Origin of the sequence: Sphingomonas sp. Leaf33 (genome assembly GCF_001421785.1) — a bacterium.
Lineage (GTDB): Bacteria > Pseudomonadota > Alphaproteobacteria > Sphingomonadales > Sphingomonadaceae > Sphingomonas.
In genome coordinates, this window is record NZ_LMLB01000001.1 from 1113576 (window position 1) to 1129808 (window position 16233).

The following is a 16233-nucleotide window of genomic DNA, read 5'->3' on the forward strand; positions in this document are numbered from 1 at the left end:
CCTGCAGCACGTTCACCATCTGCGCGATGTTGGTCATGCGGACGCGGTCGGTATGACGGGTAAAGATGTTGATGTTCATGGCAGCGACGATCGCGTCGCGGATGCTGTTCTGCTGGCGCAGGAAACCGGGATTGGTTCCCGGATCGGGGTCGTACCACGTGCCCCATTCGTCGACCGCCAGGTTGACCCGCTTCTTCGGGTCGTACTTGTCCATGATTGCGGAATGCTTGCGGATCAGCTCGTCCATCAGCAGCGTCTTGCTGAGCGTGCGGGCATATTCCTCTTCGTCGAAGCCGACCGCGGGGCCCTTCTTTCCCCACGTTCCGGGGACCGTGTAGTAATGCACGCCGATGCCGTCGAACTGCCGGCTGGCGTCGCGCATCATGACTTCGGTCCAGGTGTAGTCGACCGAGTTCGCGCCGCTGGCGATCTTGGCGATCTTCACGCCCTCGGGCACCTTCACGAACGTCGAATAGCGCCGCGTCAGGTCGGCGGCATATTCGGGACGCATGTTGCCGCCGCAGCCCCAGAGTTCGTTGCCCAGCCCGAAATACGGCAGCGTCCACGGCTGCTTGCGGCCGTTTTTGGCGCGCAGGTCCGCGAGCGTGCCGGCGGGCGCGGTCATGTATTCGACCCACTCGGCCATTTCCTGCGCGGTGCCGTTGCCGACGTTGCCCGACACATAGGCTTCCGCGCCGATCAGCTCGGCGAAGTCCATGAATTCATGCGTGCCGACCGCATTGTCCTCGGTCACGCCGCCCCAGTGGGTATTGATCTTGATCGGGCGGGCCGCACGCGGGCCGATGCCTTCGCGCCAGTGATATTCGTCGGCGAAGCAGCCGCCGGGCCAGCGCACGACCGGGACCTTCAGTGCCTTCAGGGCGGCGATCACGTCGTTGCGATAGCCCCGCGTGTTGGGGATCTTTGAATTCGGGCCGACCCAGATGCCTTCGTAGATGCCCGTCCCCAGATGTTCGGCGAACTGGCTGAAGATGCGACGGTCGATCTTCGGACCCGGCGTATCGGCGCGAACGGTCAGCGTCGCGGTGACGGCGGGCTGCTGCGCGTGGACCGCCGCCGGCACGGCCAGCGCCGCGACCGCGACCAGACCGAGGTTGAGTGTTCGCATCGTCCCCTCCCGTTTCGCCTCGCTCCCAGATGATGCGATGGCGTTTCAGCTTTTATGTCGAAGCGAACGGGAAAGGGAAAGCCCTTTTGTCTGAGTTTATATCAATGACAGCGGGTGGTGCCCAACGGCTTGGCGCGCGTCAGGTCGGGCCGCGTCGCCAGCACGCGTTCCGATATGGGCAGCTTGGCGCCCTTCAGCTCGGCGGCGACGATGTCGGCCATCGCGCGGGCACCGAACTCACTGAAATGGGTGTCGTCGTCGGTGCCGCTCGGGAAGCCCGGCGCCTTGTCGGCCGGCGTCAGATGCAGATAGTATTTGCGCGCCGCCGTCTCGCCGCTCGCGTCCAGCAGGGCCAGCGATCGGCCTTCCAGATCGAGCACGGGGACGCCCGTCGTCGCCACCAGATCGCGCATGACATTGCTGTAGGCGGCGAAATCGGCCCTGGCCCGGCCGTTCTGGAACGATCGCCGGGCGGGTGGCGTGACCAGCACCGGGGTCAGTCCGCGACCCTTCGCTTCCCAGATCATCCGGAGCAGATTGTCGCGGTACAGCGTCGCGGCCGGTGCGAAGCGCTCGGGCCGGTTGCTGCTGGCGTCGTTGTGCCCGAACTGGATCAGCAGCGTGTCGCCGGGGCGGCTTTCGGCCATCAGTTTGTCCCAGCGTCCCTCGGCGATGAAGCTCTTGGTGCTGCGCCCGCCGATCGCGCGATTGACGACGTCGGTACCCGGTTGCAGGCCACAGCCGAGCATCTGGCCCCAGCCGGTCTGTGGATAGCGATCCGCGCCATAGCTCATCGCGGTCGAATCGCTGGCGATCAGGATGCGCGTCGCCGGATAGGCGGGGGCCGCCGTCGGCGCGACGGTGGGCGTCGGGGCGGGGTCGGGCGCCAGTTGCGTCTGCGCGCCCGCAGCGGTGGCGGCGACCAGCGCTGCGGCGGTCAGCAGCGCCCTCACTGGAGGTTCACGAACGCGCCGCCGTCGACCAGCAGCGCCGCGCCGGTGACGTAGGAGGCCATGTCGGAGGCGAGGAAGATGATCGGCCCGGCCAGATCTTCCGCTTCACCCAGCCGCCCGAGCGGAATGCGTGCCTCCATCCGCGTGCGCTTGTCCTGGTCGGCCAGGTCGTCACGGTTGATTTCGGTCAGGATCGTGCCGGGTAGCACCGAATTGCAGCGGATGTTGTGTTTGCCCAGCGCGATCGCGGCCGACTGCATCAGCGAATGCAGCCCCGCCTTGGTCGGCGTGTAATGCGTCTGATATTCGCCGCCGACCAGCGCGGAGATCGACGACACCGCGACGATCGCACCGCCATGGCCCTGTTCGACCATCTGCCGCGCGGCGGCCTGGCACATGAAATAGCCGCCGAGCAGGTTGACGTTCACCGTCCGCTGGACCGTCTCGACCGGCATATCGAGGAAGCTGTGGAACGGGCAGATGCCGGCGTTGCTGACCATCACGTCGACCTTGCCGAACGCTTCGACTGCGCGTGCGATGAACTCGCCCGCGACCGCCGGATCGGCGACGTCGCCTTGGACGGCCAGACCCCGCCCACCCGCCGCCTCGATCTCGGCGATGCAGCTTTCGGCCTCTGCACTGCTGCTGCGATAGTTGATCGCGACGTCCGCACCCGCCTTCGCCGCCCCGATCGCGGCGGCGCGGCCGATGCCGGTCGATCCGCCGGTCACCAACACGGTCTTGCCCTGCAACAGCTTCACGTCACTCTCCTCAAGAACCACGGTGCTCCCGCAAAGGCGGGAGCCTAGAGCCACGGGCGATGGCCCTCGTGGCCCTGGGCTCCCGCCTGCGCGGGAGCACGGAAATGCTATTTGCGCCCGCGTGCCGGTTTCGTCCCCGGCGCCCAGCCCAGGTCGCGGCTGATCGCCTCGGCGGTGCCGCGCACGTCGTCGCTCAGCGTCGTCATGCGGTCGTCGTCCATATATTGCGCCGCGCTCGACACGCTGATCGCGGCGACGATCCGGCCCGACACGTCGCGGATGGGCGCGGCGACGCAGCGGATCAGATCCTCGTTCTCCTCGAGGTCGTAGGCGTGGCCGGCGCCGGCATAGCCGCGCATCCGGTCGAACCAGACGGCGCGGTCGGCCTTGGCGGTCCCTGCGGCCTGCTCGCCGTCGAACACGCGGGCCCATTCCGCCTCCGGCGCGTCGATCAGCAGCGCCTTGCCGAGACCGGTCGAGGTCAGCGGATGACGGTCGCCGATCCGGCTGGAGATATCGACGCGGCGACGGCCGGGAATCTTGTCGAGATACAGCGCCTGGTCGCTATCGAGGCGGCCGAGATGCACCGTGTCCTCGGTCTGCGCGGCCAGTTCCTCGATCCGCGGGCGCGCGATCTGCACGATATCGGCCTGGCTCTGCGCCAGGAAGCCCAGCTGGATCAGCTTCGGCCCCAGCTGATAGCCGTCACGCGGCAGGTGCGTCAGGAATCCGCGGTTGATAAGCGCGTTGGCCAGGCGGTGCGTTGTCGAGCGCGTCAGCTCCATCCGCGCCGACAACTCGGCCAGCTTCACCGGCCCGTCGATCACCTTGTCGAGCATGTCGAGGCCGCGCAGCAGCGTCTGGCTGCCGGCGACGGCCGGCGCGCCGGCAGCTTTCCCGACTTTGTCGTTTGACGTGTTGCTTCCCATCTCGTAATATCCTATCCCATAAATTGAGAAAGTAAACAGGCGGAGGGGATGTCGAACGTTGCGGCCTTCGGGCGCACGCCTCGCACCTCCTCAATGTCAGGGTGCACCGTGGTACCATATAGTGGTACGGCGCAAGCTCGAAATTTCACATCGTCGCGCAATCTGCGCATATATGGACGGAGCGGGTTCGGTGGGTTCAGGGGGTCTGTCGAAGATCAGGCATGTCCGCGCCTATACGGTGCGTGGCGGCGGCGCGGATTATCACGACCAGGGCGACGGCCACTGGATCGACAACCACATCGCGACGCCGATGAGCCGATACCCCGAATACCGCCAGTCGCGGCAGAGCTTCGGCATCAACGTGCTGGGCACTCTGGTGGTGGAAATCGAGGCCGAGGACGGCACGATCGGCTTTGCGGTCACGACCGGCGGCGAGCCGGCCTGCTACATCGTCGAGAAGCACCTCGCGCGTTTCCTCGAAGGCCGCAGCCCGACCGAATATGAGAAGATCTGGGACCAGATGTACTTCTCGACCCAATATTACGGCCGTAAGGGTCTGGTCGTGAACGCGCTGTCGGGCGTCGATCTGGCGCTCTGGGATCTGCTCGGCAAGCTGCGCGGCGAACCGGTCTATCATATGCTGGGCGGCGCCGTGCGCGACGAGCTGCAATTCTATGCGACCGGCGCGCGCCCCGATGTTGCCAGGGAGCTGGGCTTCATCGGCGGCAAGATGCCGCTCCATCATGGCCCGGCCGAGGGGATCGAGGGGCTGAAGAAGAACATCGCCGAGCTGGCCGACATGCGCGCGAAATGCGGCCCCGACTTCTGGCTGATGTGGGACTGCTGGATGGCGCTCGACGTCGACTATGCGACGCGCCTCGCCATCGCCGCGCACGAACATGGCCTGAAGTGGATCGAGGAAGCGATCAGCCCCGACGATTACTGGGGCTATGCCGAACTGAAGCGCAACGTGCCCAAGGGGATGCTGGTCACCACCGGCGAGCATGAAGCGACCCGCTGGGGCTTTCGCATGTTGCTGGAGATGGACTGCTGCGACATCATTCAGCCCGACGTGGGCTGGTGCGGCGGCGTGACCGAATTGCTGAAGATCTCGGCGCTGGCCGACGCGCGCGGCAAGATGGTCGTGCCGCATGGCTCGTCGGTCTACAGCTATCACTTCGTCATCACGCGGCACAATTCGCCGTTCGCCGAATATCTGATGATGCACCCCGGCCCGACCGAAGTTGTACCGATGTTCCATCCGCAATTGATCGGCGAGCCTGTGCCGCAGAACGGACGCCTGCGCGCCTCCGCGCTCGACAATCCCGGCTTCGGCGTCGAGCTCAATCGCGCGCTCGACATGCACCGCCCTTATACGCACTGAGGAACCCAGTCCCATGAAGCTCTGCCGCTACGGCAATCCGGGCGCGGAACGCCCCGGCGTGATCGACGCCGATGGCAACGTCCGCGACCTGCACGCCTATATCGCCGACGTCGATGCGCGTGCGCTCAGCCCGCAGACGCTCAGCGACCTGTCGACGATCGACCCGGCGACGCTGCCGCTGGTTCACGGCACGCCGCGCTACGGCCCGTGCGTCGCCGGCACGCGCCAGTTCGTCGCGATCGGCCTGAATTATGTCGACCACGCGCATGAATCGAACCTGCCGATCCCGGAAGAGCCGGTGGTGTTCAACAAGTGGGTCAGCTGCATCCAGGGTCCGAACGACCCGGTCCGCATCCCGAAGGATTCCCAAAAGACCGACTGGGAAGTCGAACTCGGCATCGTCATCGGCACGCAGGCGCACAGCATCGACGAGGGCGCAGCGCTCGACCACGTCGCCGGCTACTGCGTCGTCAACGACGTGTCCGAACGCCACTGGCAGACCGAACGCGGCATGACCTGGGACAAGGGCAAGGGCTTCCCGACCTTCGGCCCCGTCGGCCCGTGGATGGTGACGAAGGACGAGGTGGGCGACGTCCAGAACCTCGGGATGTGGCTCTCCGTCAACGGCAAGCGCGTGCAGGACGGGAACACGAAGACGATGATCTTCACGGTCGCGCAGATCGTCAGCTACCTGTCGCGGATCATGACGCTGCTGCCCGGCGACATCATCACCACCGGCACGCCGCCCGGCGTCGGTCTGGGCCAGAAGCCCGAGCCCTGGTATCTGAAGGCGGGCGACGTCGTCGAACTCGGCATCGACAAGCTGGGCGAGCAGCGCCAGGACTTCATCGCCTGGGACGCGGCGAAGTGAGCGTCTATGCGGGTCGCTTCGCGGGTCGCGCCGCGGTCATCACCGGCGGCGCGTCGGGCCTGGGCTATGCGGTCGCGCAGCGCATCATCGCCGAAGGCGGGCAGGTGTCGCTGTGGGACATGAACGGCAACCTGGCGACCGCGCGCGAGACGCTTGGCTGCCACGGCGTCAACGTCGACGTGTCGGACGCCGATGCGGTCGCCGCCGCGGCGGAAGAAAGCATCGCAGCGCTGGGCAGGGTCGACGTGCTGATGTGTTCGGCCGGCATCACCGGGGCGACCAACCCGGTGCACGAATTCCCGATCGAGAGCTGGCTGAAGGTCGTCAACGTCAACCTGAACGGCCTGTTCTACTGCAACCGCGCGATCGTGCCGCACATGCTGGGACACGGCTATGGCCGCATCGTCAACGTGGCGTCGGTTGCAGGCAAGGAAGGTAATCCCAACGCATCGGCCTATTCGGCGACGAAGGCGGGCGTGATCGGCTTCACCAAGTCGCTCGGCAAGGAACTGGCCGGCAAGGGCATCATCGCCAACGCGCTGACCCCGGCGACGTTCGAAAGCCCGATCCTGGCGCAGCTGCCGCAGAGCCAGGTCGACTACATGCGCTCAAAGATCCCGATGGGGCGCCTCGGCGAAGTCCACGAAAGCGCGGCGATGGCGTGCTTCATGGCGAGCGAGGAATGCAGCTTCACGACCGCCAGCACCTTCGACACGTCGGGTGGCCGGACGACATATTGATCGGGGGAAGGGGGCGGGACCAAACTTACCCCGTTCGCCCTGAGCTTGTCGAAGGGCTGCCTTTAACCTTCGTGCCGCGGACGATCGAGCGAGAAGAAGGGCAGGGCTTCGACAGGCTCAGCCCGAACGGATTGGGGTGGGCTCGCACCCGATCTGATAGCCGGGAGGGGATTATAAATGACCGACAAGCTCCCCTTCATCGACGCGCACGTCCACCTGTGGGACCTCAGCCACATCCGCTACCCGTGGCTGACCCCGCCGTTCGCCGACGACGGCCCCAACGGCAGCGTCGAGCCGATCGCGCGAAACTACCTCCTCGACGACTATCTGGCCGATGCGAAAGGGTGGGACGTCCGCGGTATCGTCCATGTCGATGCCGGCGCCGACCCGGCGGATGCGCTGCGAGAAACGGACTGGCTCCAGGCCCAGGCCGACACGCGCGGGATGCCGAACGCGATCGTCGCCTTCGCCGACCTGTCGGACCCGGATGTCGAGCGCCTGCTCGCCGCGCACGCCGCGCGGCCCAACGTCCGCGGCATCCGCCACATCGTCAACTGGCACGCCGACCAGCGGCGCACCTACACCCCGCGCGACGTGACCCGTGACCACGCCTGGGCCCGCGGCTTCGCGCTGCTCGGCAAATACGGCCTCAGCTTCGATCTCCAGGCCTATCCGGGGCAGTTCGCGCACCTCGCCGACATCATCGCGCGGCATCCCGAGACGCAGGTCATCGTCAACCACACCGGCATGGCGGTTCCGCAGGAATGGGACGTCTGGCGCAGCGGTATGCGTGCGCTCGGCCGCCTGCCCAACGTCGCGACGAAACTGTCGGGCATGGGCTTCACGCATCGGCCGTGGTCGCTGCCCCAGGCGCGCGCCTATGTGCTGGAGGCGATCGACATCTTCGGGCCGGCGCGCGCGATGGTCGCCAGCGACTTCCCGACCGACAAATTGTTCGGCAGTTTCGCCCGCCACCTAGAAGCCTATGACGCGATCACCGCCGATTTCGCCGCCGCCGATCGCCGCGCCCTGTTTGCCGGCACCGCGAACCGGCTATACCGGCTGACCCTTGATCTCGGCTGACCCTTGATCTCGATCGATAAGTCGGCACGCACCCGCATCAGCGACGGCATTGCAATTGTCTGACTAAAGTGGTATCTCACGATATGCAGTCAATTCCCAAATAATGGGAAGGTTGTTTACCGGCGAGGACAGCCGGGTAATCAGGGATTTAGCGGGAGAGGGGCATGACCGATCGTTTTACCGTGCGACGCCGGGGGGCAGTTGCCACGACGTCCTGGATGGCATTGAGCTTGGTGCTCGCGTTCGGCTCCAGCCAGGCCGCAGCCCAGTCGACCACCACCGCGCCGACCACCAGCGGCGCTGCCGTTGAAGAGGATGCGACGTCGCAGGAAGTCCTGGTCGTCGGCTCGCGCGCCAGCCAGCAGAGCGCCAACCAGCGCAAGAAGGACGCCCGCACCGCGACCGATTCGATCGTCGCCGACGACATCGGCAGCTTCCCCGACCGCAACGTCAACGAAGCCATCAGCCGCGTGCCGGGCGTCGCGCTCAGCCGCAACGAATTCGGCGAAGGCGACGGCGTCGCGATCCGCGGCAACGGCCCGGACCTGACGCGTGTGGAACTGGACGGGATCGGGGTGCAGGGCACCACCAACCTCGCAATCACCGGCCAGAGCAGCCGCGGCGCGGATCTGCGCGAATTGCCCGCCGACCTCATCAAGAGTGTCGATATCGTCAAGGGCTCCACCGCCGACATGACCGAAGGCGGTCTGGGCGGGACGGTGCAGATCAAGACGCGAACCGGTCTCGATTTCGCGAAGCCGTATTTTTCGCTGCGCGCGGGTGCCCAGGCCAATTCGCTCGGCAAGAAATGGACGCCGGACTTCAACGGTGTCGCCTCGCGCAAATTCTTCAACGATCGTGTCGGCGTGATCGTCAGCGGCAATTACCAGAAGATTCAGAACAACGGTCACAATTACGAGAATACGACCAGCGGTCGCAACGGCTACGCGCGCCTGTTCGATTTTGACCAGTCGCCGGAAAAGACGTTCAGCTTTAACCCGGCGACGGTCGGCACCGACGCGGCGGACGTGCCCTTCGCCAACAGCACGGCGCCGGACGGTACCTCGCTGACCCCGCGCGAACTCGTGGCACTTGCCGCCGGTGCGCGGACGAAGGCGGAATGTCTCTCGATCTTCCCGGTCTTGCCAGCACCCACCGCGAACCAGAATGCGGCGGCCAATGCGCCGAGGACGCAGCGCATTCTTGAGCAGCAGACCTGCCTCAATCAATGGAACGACTACACGCCGTCGCTGATCCGCAATTTTGTCAACACGCAGACGGACCAGCGGTATGGCGTCGACGCGCGCGTCGATTTCAAGGCGAGCCGTAACCTGACGATCTTTGCCAAGGGAACGATCGCCAACCGTCTGGTCCATGACCAGAACCGCAGCCGCAGCCCGTTGACGATGTTCGCTCAGAACGTCGCCGGTACCTTCGTCGACACGGTGAACGCCAACGGCACGGTCACGCGGGCCGTTTCACCGAACGCCCCGGCCGGCTATGCGCTGTTCGATCCGCAATATGGCCTGAGCTCGGTAACGGGGCTGTCCGGGGCTCCAGGCTTTTCGGCGGTGCGACCGGCGTTCGGCCAGGTCCTGAACGTCGTTCCCGGCAGCGTTACCGTCGATGCGAAGCATAACGTGACGGCGATGACGCTGACCAACAATTCGGTCACGATCGATCAGATCGAGAATACGATCGACAGCAAGACCAAGTACGTACAGACCGGCGCCGAGTGGCGCAGCCAGCGCCTGGATATCGACGTGTGGGGCGGGTACACGCGGGCGGACGCATCGCGCGGTGACCAGCGTACCAACCGGTCCTACACTTATGGCACCTCGACCATCAAGCTTCAGCCGAACGGGCTGTGGGATATCGAGCTACCGGCCGGCTATAACGAAACCGATCCCGCCAATTTTGTGCAGCTGCGCCCGGCCGCGTGCGTTTCCGGCGGCACCAACCCCGCGACGTGCATCGGCCAGAACGCCGTGGCGGCGAGCGCCAACAATCCGGCGTCGCCGGCATATCTGGTTTCGCAGCTGCCGCTGACGACGCCCAGCTTCAACGTGCAATATTCGCCGCGCCTCGGCATCTCTAGCGAAGCCAGCGCGAAGGCGGACGTGACCTACCGCACGCGGGACCTCCTGCCGTTCATCACGCGCGTTAAGGTCGGCGGGCAGTATCGCAAGAGCCTGATCAAGCGCTGGGACGCTGGTGGCTATACCGCGGTCAGCCAGGTCGGGACGTTCGGGCAGCCCGGCTATGTTCCTGCGGTCATCGTCCCGACGGCGCAGGTCCGCGGCAGCTTCCGTGCCTGCGAGCCCACGGCCGGTTCGGCGGCGGCGGGCGGTCTGTCGTGCAACTATGGCTTCGTCCCCAGCACCAATCCGCTGAACGTGCGATCGGGCGTCGATACGCTGACGCCGGCAGACCTCCGCGCTCTGTTCGAACGGACGCTGGAGCCTGCGGACTCGGCATATTTCGGCGATCTGCCCAATCGCGGTAACCTTCCGCCGTCGTGGCAGGGCATCCGCACCGACGAGCTGTTCGCAGCGCTTGGCGCATCGCAATTCATCAACACCGACTGCCTGATCACCTGCGTCGGCAGCGACGGCAAGGTGTACGACCAGCCGCTCCAGCGCGCGGACGAGACGATCAAGAACGTGTATGCGACGTTCGATTTCGAGCAGCGCCTGCCGCTCGGGGTTCGCTTCGACGGCAATTTCGGTGTCCGCGGTGTCTTCACCAAGCGCAAGACGGCCGGGTTCCAGACGCTGAACGTCATCCGTACGACGGCGAGCTACGATCCCAACAACCCGAATGTCGCGACCGGCATCTTCACGCAGAGCTATTCCGGAAATTCCAACTTCAGGGCAAGCACGACCGACTGGCTGCCGTCCGCGAACCTCAATTTCTGGGGTTTCGGTGACCAGGTCGTCCTGCGTCTGTACGGCGGCAAGACGGTGGCACAGCCAGCCGTCGATCGCATCATTCCGGGCGGTACCTGCACCGTCTATGACGAGCGTAATCCGGCCGACGACGAGTTCGATTGCACCGGTCGTGTCGGCAACCCGGGCCTGAAGCCGTTCACCGCGTGGAATTACAACGCGTCGATCGAATGGTACGTCAACAAGGATACGCTGCTGTCGGCGACATACGGCACGCTTGACGTCAAGATCGGTCAGCCGATCGCATTCTCGCTTACCGGCAGTCCGTTCGCCGGCAGCCCGGCGACCGATCCGTCGACCGGCCAGCCGCTGTCCGACCTGACCTTCACCTATCCCACGTACATCAACGGTCCGGGCTACAAGCGCAGCATTCTTGAATTCCAGGCCAAGACCGCGTTCACATTCCTGCCCTGGTTTCTTCGGTATACCGGTGCCGATGCCAATGTCTCGATCCTGAGTTCTGCCACATCGGCGGGCCAGCAGGATCCGTTGACCGGCGATATCATGGCGCCACCAAACGAGTCGAAATACTATATCAACGCATCGCTGTGGTACGACGACGGCAAGTTCAATATGCGTGTCGCTTACCAGAAGCGTGCGTCGCGGTTCAGCTGCATCACGCCATGCGGCGCGACCAACGGCAACGACATCAATTATCCGGGTGAACAGTGGTCCAACGTTCGCCTGGTCGGCCCGGGCTGGAACCCCGGGGTACCACAGTTCATCGATGGGACGACCTTCATCGACGCCAAGATGTCGTACAATCTGACGCGCAATGCCCAGATCTACGTCGAGGGTCGTAACCTGACCCGGGAAGCGCAGACGATCTCGACGGGCGGCTATACCGACTTTGCCGACGGTACGCCCAAGATCATGAAGCTGTCCTACGGCGGGTTCCGCGTGCTGGCCGGCGCCAGCCTGCGGTTCGGCGCGCCGAACGGACGACGCTGATCGATCGAGGGGCCGGGCATCCTGACAGGGGTGCCCGGTTCGCTTTCCTGGAGGCGACGATGCGTAGATGCCTGGGCTGGTCGTGCCTGCTGATCCTAGCCGGGTGCGCGGGCGACGATCGTTCGCCGCCTGTCGCCACCGCAGCGCCTGCCTGCTTCTGGCCCAGCCAGGTTAGCGGGTTCTCCGACAGCGGCCCCGACACGGCGGTCGTCCGCATCGGCACGAGGGAACGCTGGGCGCTGGACCTGTCGCGCGGGTGTCCGGATGTCGACTGGGCGCTCGCCATCGCGATCCGGCCGCGCGGCGGGCAAGCGATCTGTCCGGGACGACCAGCCGAGATCTTCGTCCCCGATGCGTCCGGCCGGGGCGGGCGGACGTGTCTCGTCACCAGCGTCCGTCGCCTGCCCGATCAGCCGAAGCCGTAGGGTACGACCGGCCGGACATCGGGATCGATGCTCAGCGTCGTTCCGGCCGGCGGGAAGGCGCGCTGGTCGCAGTCGGTGCGCGGGCAGATGCGGCAGCTCATGCCGATCGGGGTCGGGGCCTGCGCGGACAGGCCATCGGCGTAGATGAAGTCCGCCGCATCCGCCTCCTCGCACCCCAGCGCCACCGCATAGCGCCGCGGGGGACGCGCGTAGCTGGCGGACGGCTTCACCAGCCCCTTGGCCATCGAGACGTAGCGGGTGCCATCGGGCATCTCGGCGCGCTGCACCAGGATGCGGTCGGGGATCGCGACCGCTTCGTGCACCACCCACAGCGGACACGCGCCGCCGAAGCGGGCGAATTGCAGGCGGGTGGCGGAGTGGCGCTTGGTGATGTTCCCCGCCATGTCGATGCGCAGGAAGAACAGCGGAATGCCCGCCGCGCCCGGCCGCTGGAGCGTCGACAGGCGGTGGCACGCCTGTTCGAAACTTACCCCGAACCGCCGCCGCAGCCGGTCGATGTCGTGCCGCAGGCCCACTGCGGCCGCGCGGAATTCGGCATAGGGCATCGTCAGCGCCCCCGCAGCATAGTTGGCGAGGCCCACCGCGAGCAGCCCACGCGATGCGTCGAACCTCAGGCCCGCGCCGGTGATCGTCGCCGCGATCGCGTCGGCCATCTCCAGCCGGACGAGCGTGTGGGCGAGCAGGAACGCCAGGCTTTCGGGCGGCAGCGCGCTGTCGAGCGCCAGGCGGCGGGCGTCGGCATCAAACGCCCGCAACTGCCGTCCCCCGGTATCGACCGTGTCGATCGATACGCCATGCCGCGCCCGCAATCGCTCGGCCAGCGCCGGGGTGCCGGTGCCGATCTCGCCCGCCAAGCCTTCCGCCGCGCGGTCGAGCGGGTCGATGTAGTTGCCCTCGGCATGGAACCAGTCGCGCACTTCCTCCCAGGGCAGGCGGCTGGTGTCGCCGGTGCCGGCGCCCACCGTGTCGTCGAGCAGGCGGAGTTGTTCCTGGCTGCGGCGATAGGCCTCGTGCACCGCGACCAGCCGCCGCGCGACCTGCGGCTGCTGCTCGACCGCGCGGCGCAGCACGTCCTCCGCCACCGGTGCGGCGATGCTCGGATCGCCCCCCGCGGTCGCGGCGGCGACCAGCAGCGGTTCGTCGACCCCGGTGATCCCGGCCCAGTCGTCCGGGTACGCACGGGCGAGGGCGAGCAGAACGGGCCCGGTCAGCGGGCGGTCGTTACTCTCGATCTGTGAGAGATAGGGCACCGAGATGGCGAGCGTCGCGGCCAACTGCGCCTGGCTAGCGCCGACCTGAAGGCGCAGCGCACGGACTTCGGGGCCGGCGAACAGGCGGCGTTTGACGATCGGCATACTGCACGTCAGCACGAACGGGGTGGGTTTGCAAATAGGGAGTGGGCGATTTTGCAACATTGCATTTGCCTCTGCGTCCCGCTCCAACCAGAGGAGGTCCGCAAGAAGGAGCGCGCATGTCGTCGACCATCGAGGAACTCGAACGCCGCCGTGAAGCCGCCCGCCAGGGTGGCGGCGAGAAGCGGATTGCCGCCCAGCACGCCAAGGGCAAGCTGACCGCGCGCGAGCGGCTGGACGTGCTGCTCGACCATGGCAGCTTCGAAGAGCTCGACATGTTCGTCGAACACAATTGCGTCGACTTCGGCATGGAGGACCAGCGCGTCCCCGGCGACGGTGTCGTCACCGGCAGCGGCACGATCAACGGCCGGCTGGTGTTCGTGTTCAGCCAGGACTTCACCGTCTTCGGCGGCTCCCTGTCGGAGCGCCACGCGGAGAAGATCTGCAAGATCATGGACATGGCGATGCGCGTCGGCGCGCCCGTCATCGGCCTGAACGACTCCGGCGGCGCGCGCATCCAGGAAGGTGTCGCCAGCCTCGGCGGCTATGCCGAAGTGTTCCAGCGCAACGTGCTTGCTTCCGGCGTCGTGCCCCAGCTCAGCCTCATCATGGGGCCGTGCGCGGGCGGCGCCGTCTACTCTCCAGCGATGACCGACTTCATCTTCATGGTGAAGGATTCATCGTACATGTTCGTCACCGGGCCCGATGTAGTGAAGACCGTTACCAACGAGATCGTCACGCAGGAGGATTTGGGCGGAGCGGTGACGCATACCACGAAGTCGGGGGTCGCTGACGTGGCCTTCGACAATGACATCGAGGCGCTGCTCGCGGCCCGCGACTTCGTGGACTTCCTTCCCGCCTCCAATCGCGAGGCGCCGCCGGTGCGGCCGACCGACGACCCGTGGGACCGGACGATCGACAGCCTCGATACGCTGATCCCTGCGAGCGCCAACCAGCCGTACGACATGCACGAGCTGATCCGGAAGGTCGTCGACGAGAGCGACTTCTTTGAGGTCCAGCCGGCCCACGCCGCCAACATCATCTGCGGCTTCGGCCGGATCGAGGGTCACAGCGTCGGCATCGTCGCCAACCAGCCGATGGTGCTGGCCGGCGTGCTCGACATCGCGTCCTCCAAAAAGGCTGCGCGGTTCGTCCGCTTCTGCGATGCGTTCGAAATCCCGATCGTCACCTTCGTCGACGTCCCCGGCTTCCTGCCCGGCGTCGCGCAGGAGCATTCGGGGATCATCAAGCACGGCGCCAAATTGCTCTATGCCTATGCCGAGGCGACGGTCCCGAAGCTGACGGTCATCACCCGCAAGGCGTACGGCGGCGCGTATGACGTGATGGCGTCGAAGCATTTGCGCGGCGACCTCAACTACGCCTGGCCTACGGCAGAAATCGCGGTGATGGGCGCAAAGGGCGCGGTGGAGATCATCTTCCGCGGCAAGACGCCCGAGGAGATCGCCGAGCGGACCCAGCAGTACGAGGCGCGCTTCGCCAACCCGTTCGTCGCCGCGTCGAAGGGCTTCATCGACGAGGTCATCATGCCGCACTCCACGCGGCGGCGGATCGCGCTGGGGCTGCGCAAGCTGCGGGGAAAGAGCCTAGAGAACCCGTGGAAGAAGCATGACAATATCCCGTTGTGAGCACATCGCCTGCACATTATAATGACATGGGAAGGAGAGTGCGATGCAGACCGAACGTGTGACCTTCCTGACCACCCGCGACCATAAAGCGGCGCTAGACGCCTACGCCGCCAGCAATGGCCAATCCGTCGGGCATGTGCTGCGTGAGGCATCGAGCCAATATATCGGCCAGCCGACTGCCGAAGAGGAAGCCGAACTCGCCGTTCTTGTGCAGCAGGCGAACGAAGCGATCCCGAAAATGCGGGCGTCGCTGGATAGTATGATCGAGACGATGGATCGCACGCATCGCAAGGTCGATGCGTTTCTGCGCGAAGCAGGCGTTCGCAAATGAGCATTTTCGGCGATGCGGTCAGTGCCATCCGGCAAGTCATCCTGATGCAATCCCGCATCGATCAACTCGATCAGCGGATGAAGGGAATGGCAGCCGACATGGAGGGCTTGACCGACGCGCTTGCGAATGTTCGCGATCGGGTCAGCCGCTTGGAAGGCATCATCGAAGGGGCGGCAATGGCGACGCGTCAACGGCGGCTCGAAGAATGAAACTCGGCCGCCTCAACCACATCGGCATCGCTACGCCGTCGATCGACGCCAGCGTCGCCTTCTACCGCGACGTGATGGGCGCGACATCGATCGGCGAACCGTTCGACCTGCCCGCGCAGGGCGTGCGGGTGTGTTTCGTCGATACGCCGAACACGCAGATCGAGCTGGTCGAGCCGCTGGGCGACGCCTCGCCGATCCGCGCGTTCCTGGAGAAGAACCCGGCCGGGGGGCAGCATCACCTCTGCTACGAAGTGCCGGATATCCAGGCGGCGCTGGCGTGGTTCCGAGGGAAGGGCGCGAAGGTGCTCGGCGAGCCCCGGATCGGCGCGCATGGCACGCCGATCTTCTTCGTGCATCCGAAAGACATGGGCGGGGTGCTGACCGAGATCATGGAGACGCCGCGTGACCAACACTGACCGGTGCTCCCGCGCAGGCGGGAGCCTAGAGTTACAGAGGACAGCGCGCGCGGCCCTGGGCTCCCGCCTGCGCGGGAGCACGGT

The 16233-nt window shown here is 65.9% G+C and carries 15 protein-coding genes; 10 read left to right on the plus strand and 5 right to left on the minus strand.

The genetic code is table 11. The features are described from left to right. The 4 genes from ASE86_RS05540 to ASE86_RS05555 all read right to left on the minus strand — a co-directional run. Positions 1-1129, minus strand: a 1129-nt coding sequence (locus ASE86_RS05540) for an alpha-L-arabinofuranosidase C-terminal domain-containing protein (RefSeq protein ID WP_235523997.1), incomplete at its 3' end; no start/stop codon positions are given. A gap of 101 nt (positions 1130-1230) precedes the next feature. Then, entirely contained in the window at positions 1231-2082 is an 852-nt protein-coding gene (locus ASE86_RS05545) for a rhamnogalacturonan acetylesterase (protein ID WP_056423429.1), read from the minus strand. Beyond that, entirely contained in the window at positions 2079-2843 is a 765-nt protein-coding gene (locus ASE86_RS05550; RefSeq protein ID WP_056423435.1) for an SDR family NAD(P)-dependent oxidoreductase, read from the minus strand. Before ASE86_RS05550 ends, ASE86_RS05545 begins: the two co-directional genes overlap by 4 nt. Positions 2844-2950: 107 nt before the next feature. Next, positions 2951-3772: an IclR family transcriptional regulator gene (locus tag ASE86_RS05555; protein ID WP_056423440.1), complete on the minus strand. Its 822-nt coding sequence runs from the start codon at positions 3770-3772 to the stop codon at positions 2951-2953. Between the two features lie 190 nt (positions 3773-3962). Here ASE86_RS05555 and rhmD point away from each other — a divergent pair, with 190 nt between their 5' ends. From rhmD to ASE86_RS05585, 6 genes are all read left to right on the plus strand, one after another. Beyond that, complete coding sequence (gene rhmD, locus ASE86_RS05560; RefSeq protein ID WP_235523998.1) at positions 3963-5156, plus strand: L-rhamnonate dehydratase; 1194 nt, start codon at positions 3963-3965, stop codon at positions 5154-5156. Positions 5157-5169: 13 nt separating this feature from the next. Beyond that, a complete protein-coding gene (locus ASE86_RS05565; RefSeq protein WP_056423445.1) occupies positions 5170-6027 on the plus strand; it encodes a fumarylacetoacetate hydrolase family protein in 858 nt (285 codons plus the stop codon). Then, entirely contained in the window at positions 6024-6767 is a 744-nt protein-coding gene (locus tag ASE86_RS05570) for an SDR family NAD(P)-dependent oxidoreductase (RefSeq protein ID WP_056423448.1), read from the plus strand. Before ASE86_RS05565 ends, ASE86_RS05570 begins: the two co-directional genes overlap by 4 nt. A gap of 177 nt (positions 6768-6944) precedes the next feature. Continuing rightward, the gene (locus tag ASE86_RS05575) at positions 6945-7850 is read left to right on the plus strand and encodes an amidohydrolase family protein (RefSeq protein WP_056423452.1); all 906 of its coding nucleotides are present in this window, start codon (positions 6945-6947) and stop codon (positions 7848-7850) included. 164 nt (positions 7851-8014) lie between these two features. Beyond that, positions 8015-11749, plus strand: coding sequence for a TonB-dependent receptor (locus tag ASE86_RS05580; RefSeq protein WP_056423455.1), 3735 nt, complete (start codon positions 8015-8017; stop codon positions 11747-11749). A 59-nt stretch (positions 11750-11808) separates the two neighbouring features. Continuing rightward, positions 11809-12174: a DUF6491 family protein gene (locus tag ASE86_RS05585; RefSeq protein ID WP_056423458.1), complete on the plus strand. Its 366-nt coding sequence runs from the start codon at positions 11809-11811 to the stop codon at positions 12172-12174. Here the strand turns inward: ASE86_RS05585 and ASE86_RS05590 are convergent. After that, positions 12159-13550, minus strand: coding sequence for a helix-turn-helix domain-containing protein (locus tag ASE86_RS05590; protein WP_056423460.1), 1392 nt, complete (start codon positions 13548-13550; stop codon positions 12159-12161). The two genes, ASE86_RS05585 and ASE86_RS05590, sit on opposite strands and share 16 nt — an antisense overlap. A gap of 116 nt (positions 13551-13666) precedes the next feature. Between ASE86_RS05590 and ASE86_RS05595 the strand changes: the two genes are divergently transcribed. Genes ASE86_RS05595 through mce form a run of 4 tightly spaced genes read left to right on the plus strand, consistent with a single transcriptional unit; the run spans position 13667 to position 16149 of the window. Further along, positions 13667-15193 carry an acyl-CoA carboxylase subunit beta gene (locus tag ASE86_RS05595; protein ID WP_056423463.1) on the plus strand — a complete coding sequence of 509 codons (1527 nt, stop codon included), beginning with the start codon at positions 13667-13669 and terminating at the stop codon, positions 15191-15193. A 43-nt stretch (positions 15194-15236) separates the two neighbouring features. Beyond that, entirely contained in the window at positions 15237-15524 is a 288-nt protein-coding gene (locus ASE86_RS05600) for a hypothetical protein (RefSeq protein ID WP_056423467.1), read from the plus strand. Continuing rightward, positions 15521-15733, plus strand: coding sequence for a hypothetical protein (locus ASE86_RS05605; RefSeq protein WP_056423469.1), 213 nt, complete (start codon positions 15521-15523; stop codon positions 15731-15733). The genes ASE86_RS05600 and ASE86_RS05605 overlap by 4 nt, the downstream gene beginning before the upstream one ends. After that, entirely contained in the window at positions 15730-16149 is a 420-nt protein-coding gene (mce, locus tag ASE86_RS05610; protein WP_056423472.1) for a methylmalonyl-CoA epimerase, read from the plus strand. The genes ASE86_RS05605 and mce overlap by 4 nt, the downstream gene beginning before the upstream one ends. The last annotated feature ends 84 nt before the right edge of the window (positions 16150-16233 follow it).

Coding starts and splice junctions, on each gene's coding strand:
- ASE86_RS05595 (WP_056423463.1), top strand. CDS start 13,667: ATGTCGTCGACCATCGAGGAACTCGAACGCCGCCGTGAAGCCGCCCGC.
- ASE86_RS05585 (WP_056423458.1), top strand. CDS start 11,809: ATGCGTAGATGCCTGGGCTGGTCGTGCCTGCTGATCCTAGCCGGGTGC.
- ASE86_RS05575 (WP_056423452.1), top strand. CDS start 6,945: ATGACCGACAAGCTCCCCTTCATCGACGCGCACGTCCACCTGTGGGAC.
- ASE86_RS05590 (WP_056423460.1), bottom strand. CDS start 13,550: ATGCCGATCGTCAAACGCCGCCTGTTCGCCGGCCCCGAAGTCCGTGCG.
- ASE86_RS05565 (WP_056423445.1), top strand. CDS start 5,170: ATGAAGCTCTGCCGCTACGGCAATCCGGGCGCGGAACGCCCCGGCGTG.
- ASE86_RS05555 (WP_056423440.1), bottom strand. CDS start 3,772: ATGGGAAGCAACACGTCAAACGACAAAGTCGGGAAAGCTGCCGGCGCG.
- ASE86_RS05600 (WP_056423467.1), top strand. CDS start 15,237: ATGCAGACCGAACGTGTGACCTTCCTGACCACCCGCGACCATAAAGCG.
- ASE86_RS05580 (WP_056423455.1), top strand. CDS start 8,015: ATGACCGATCGTTTTACCGTGCGACGCCGGGGGGCAGTTGCCACGACG.
- ASE86_RS05605 (WP_056423469.1), top strand. CDS start 15,521: ATGAGCATTTTCGGCGATGCGGTCAGTGCCATCCGGCAAGTCATCCTG.
- mce (WP_056423472.1), top strand. CDS start 15,730: ATGAAACTCGGCCGCCTCAACCACATCGGCATCGCTACGCCGTCGATC.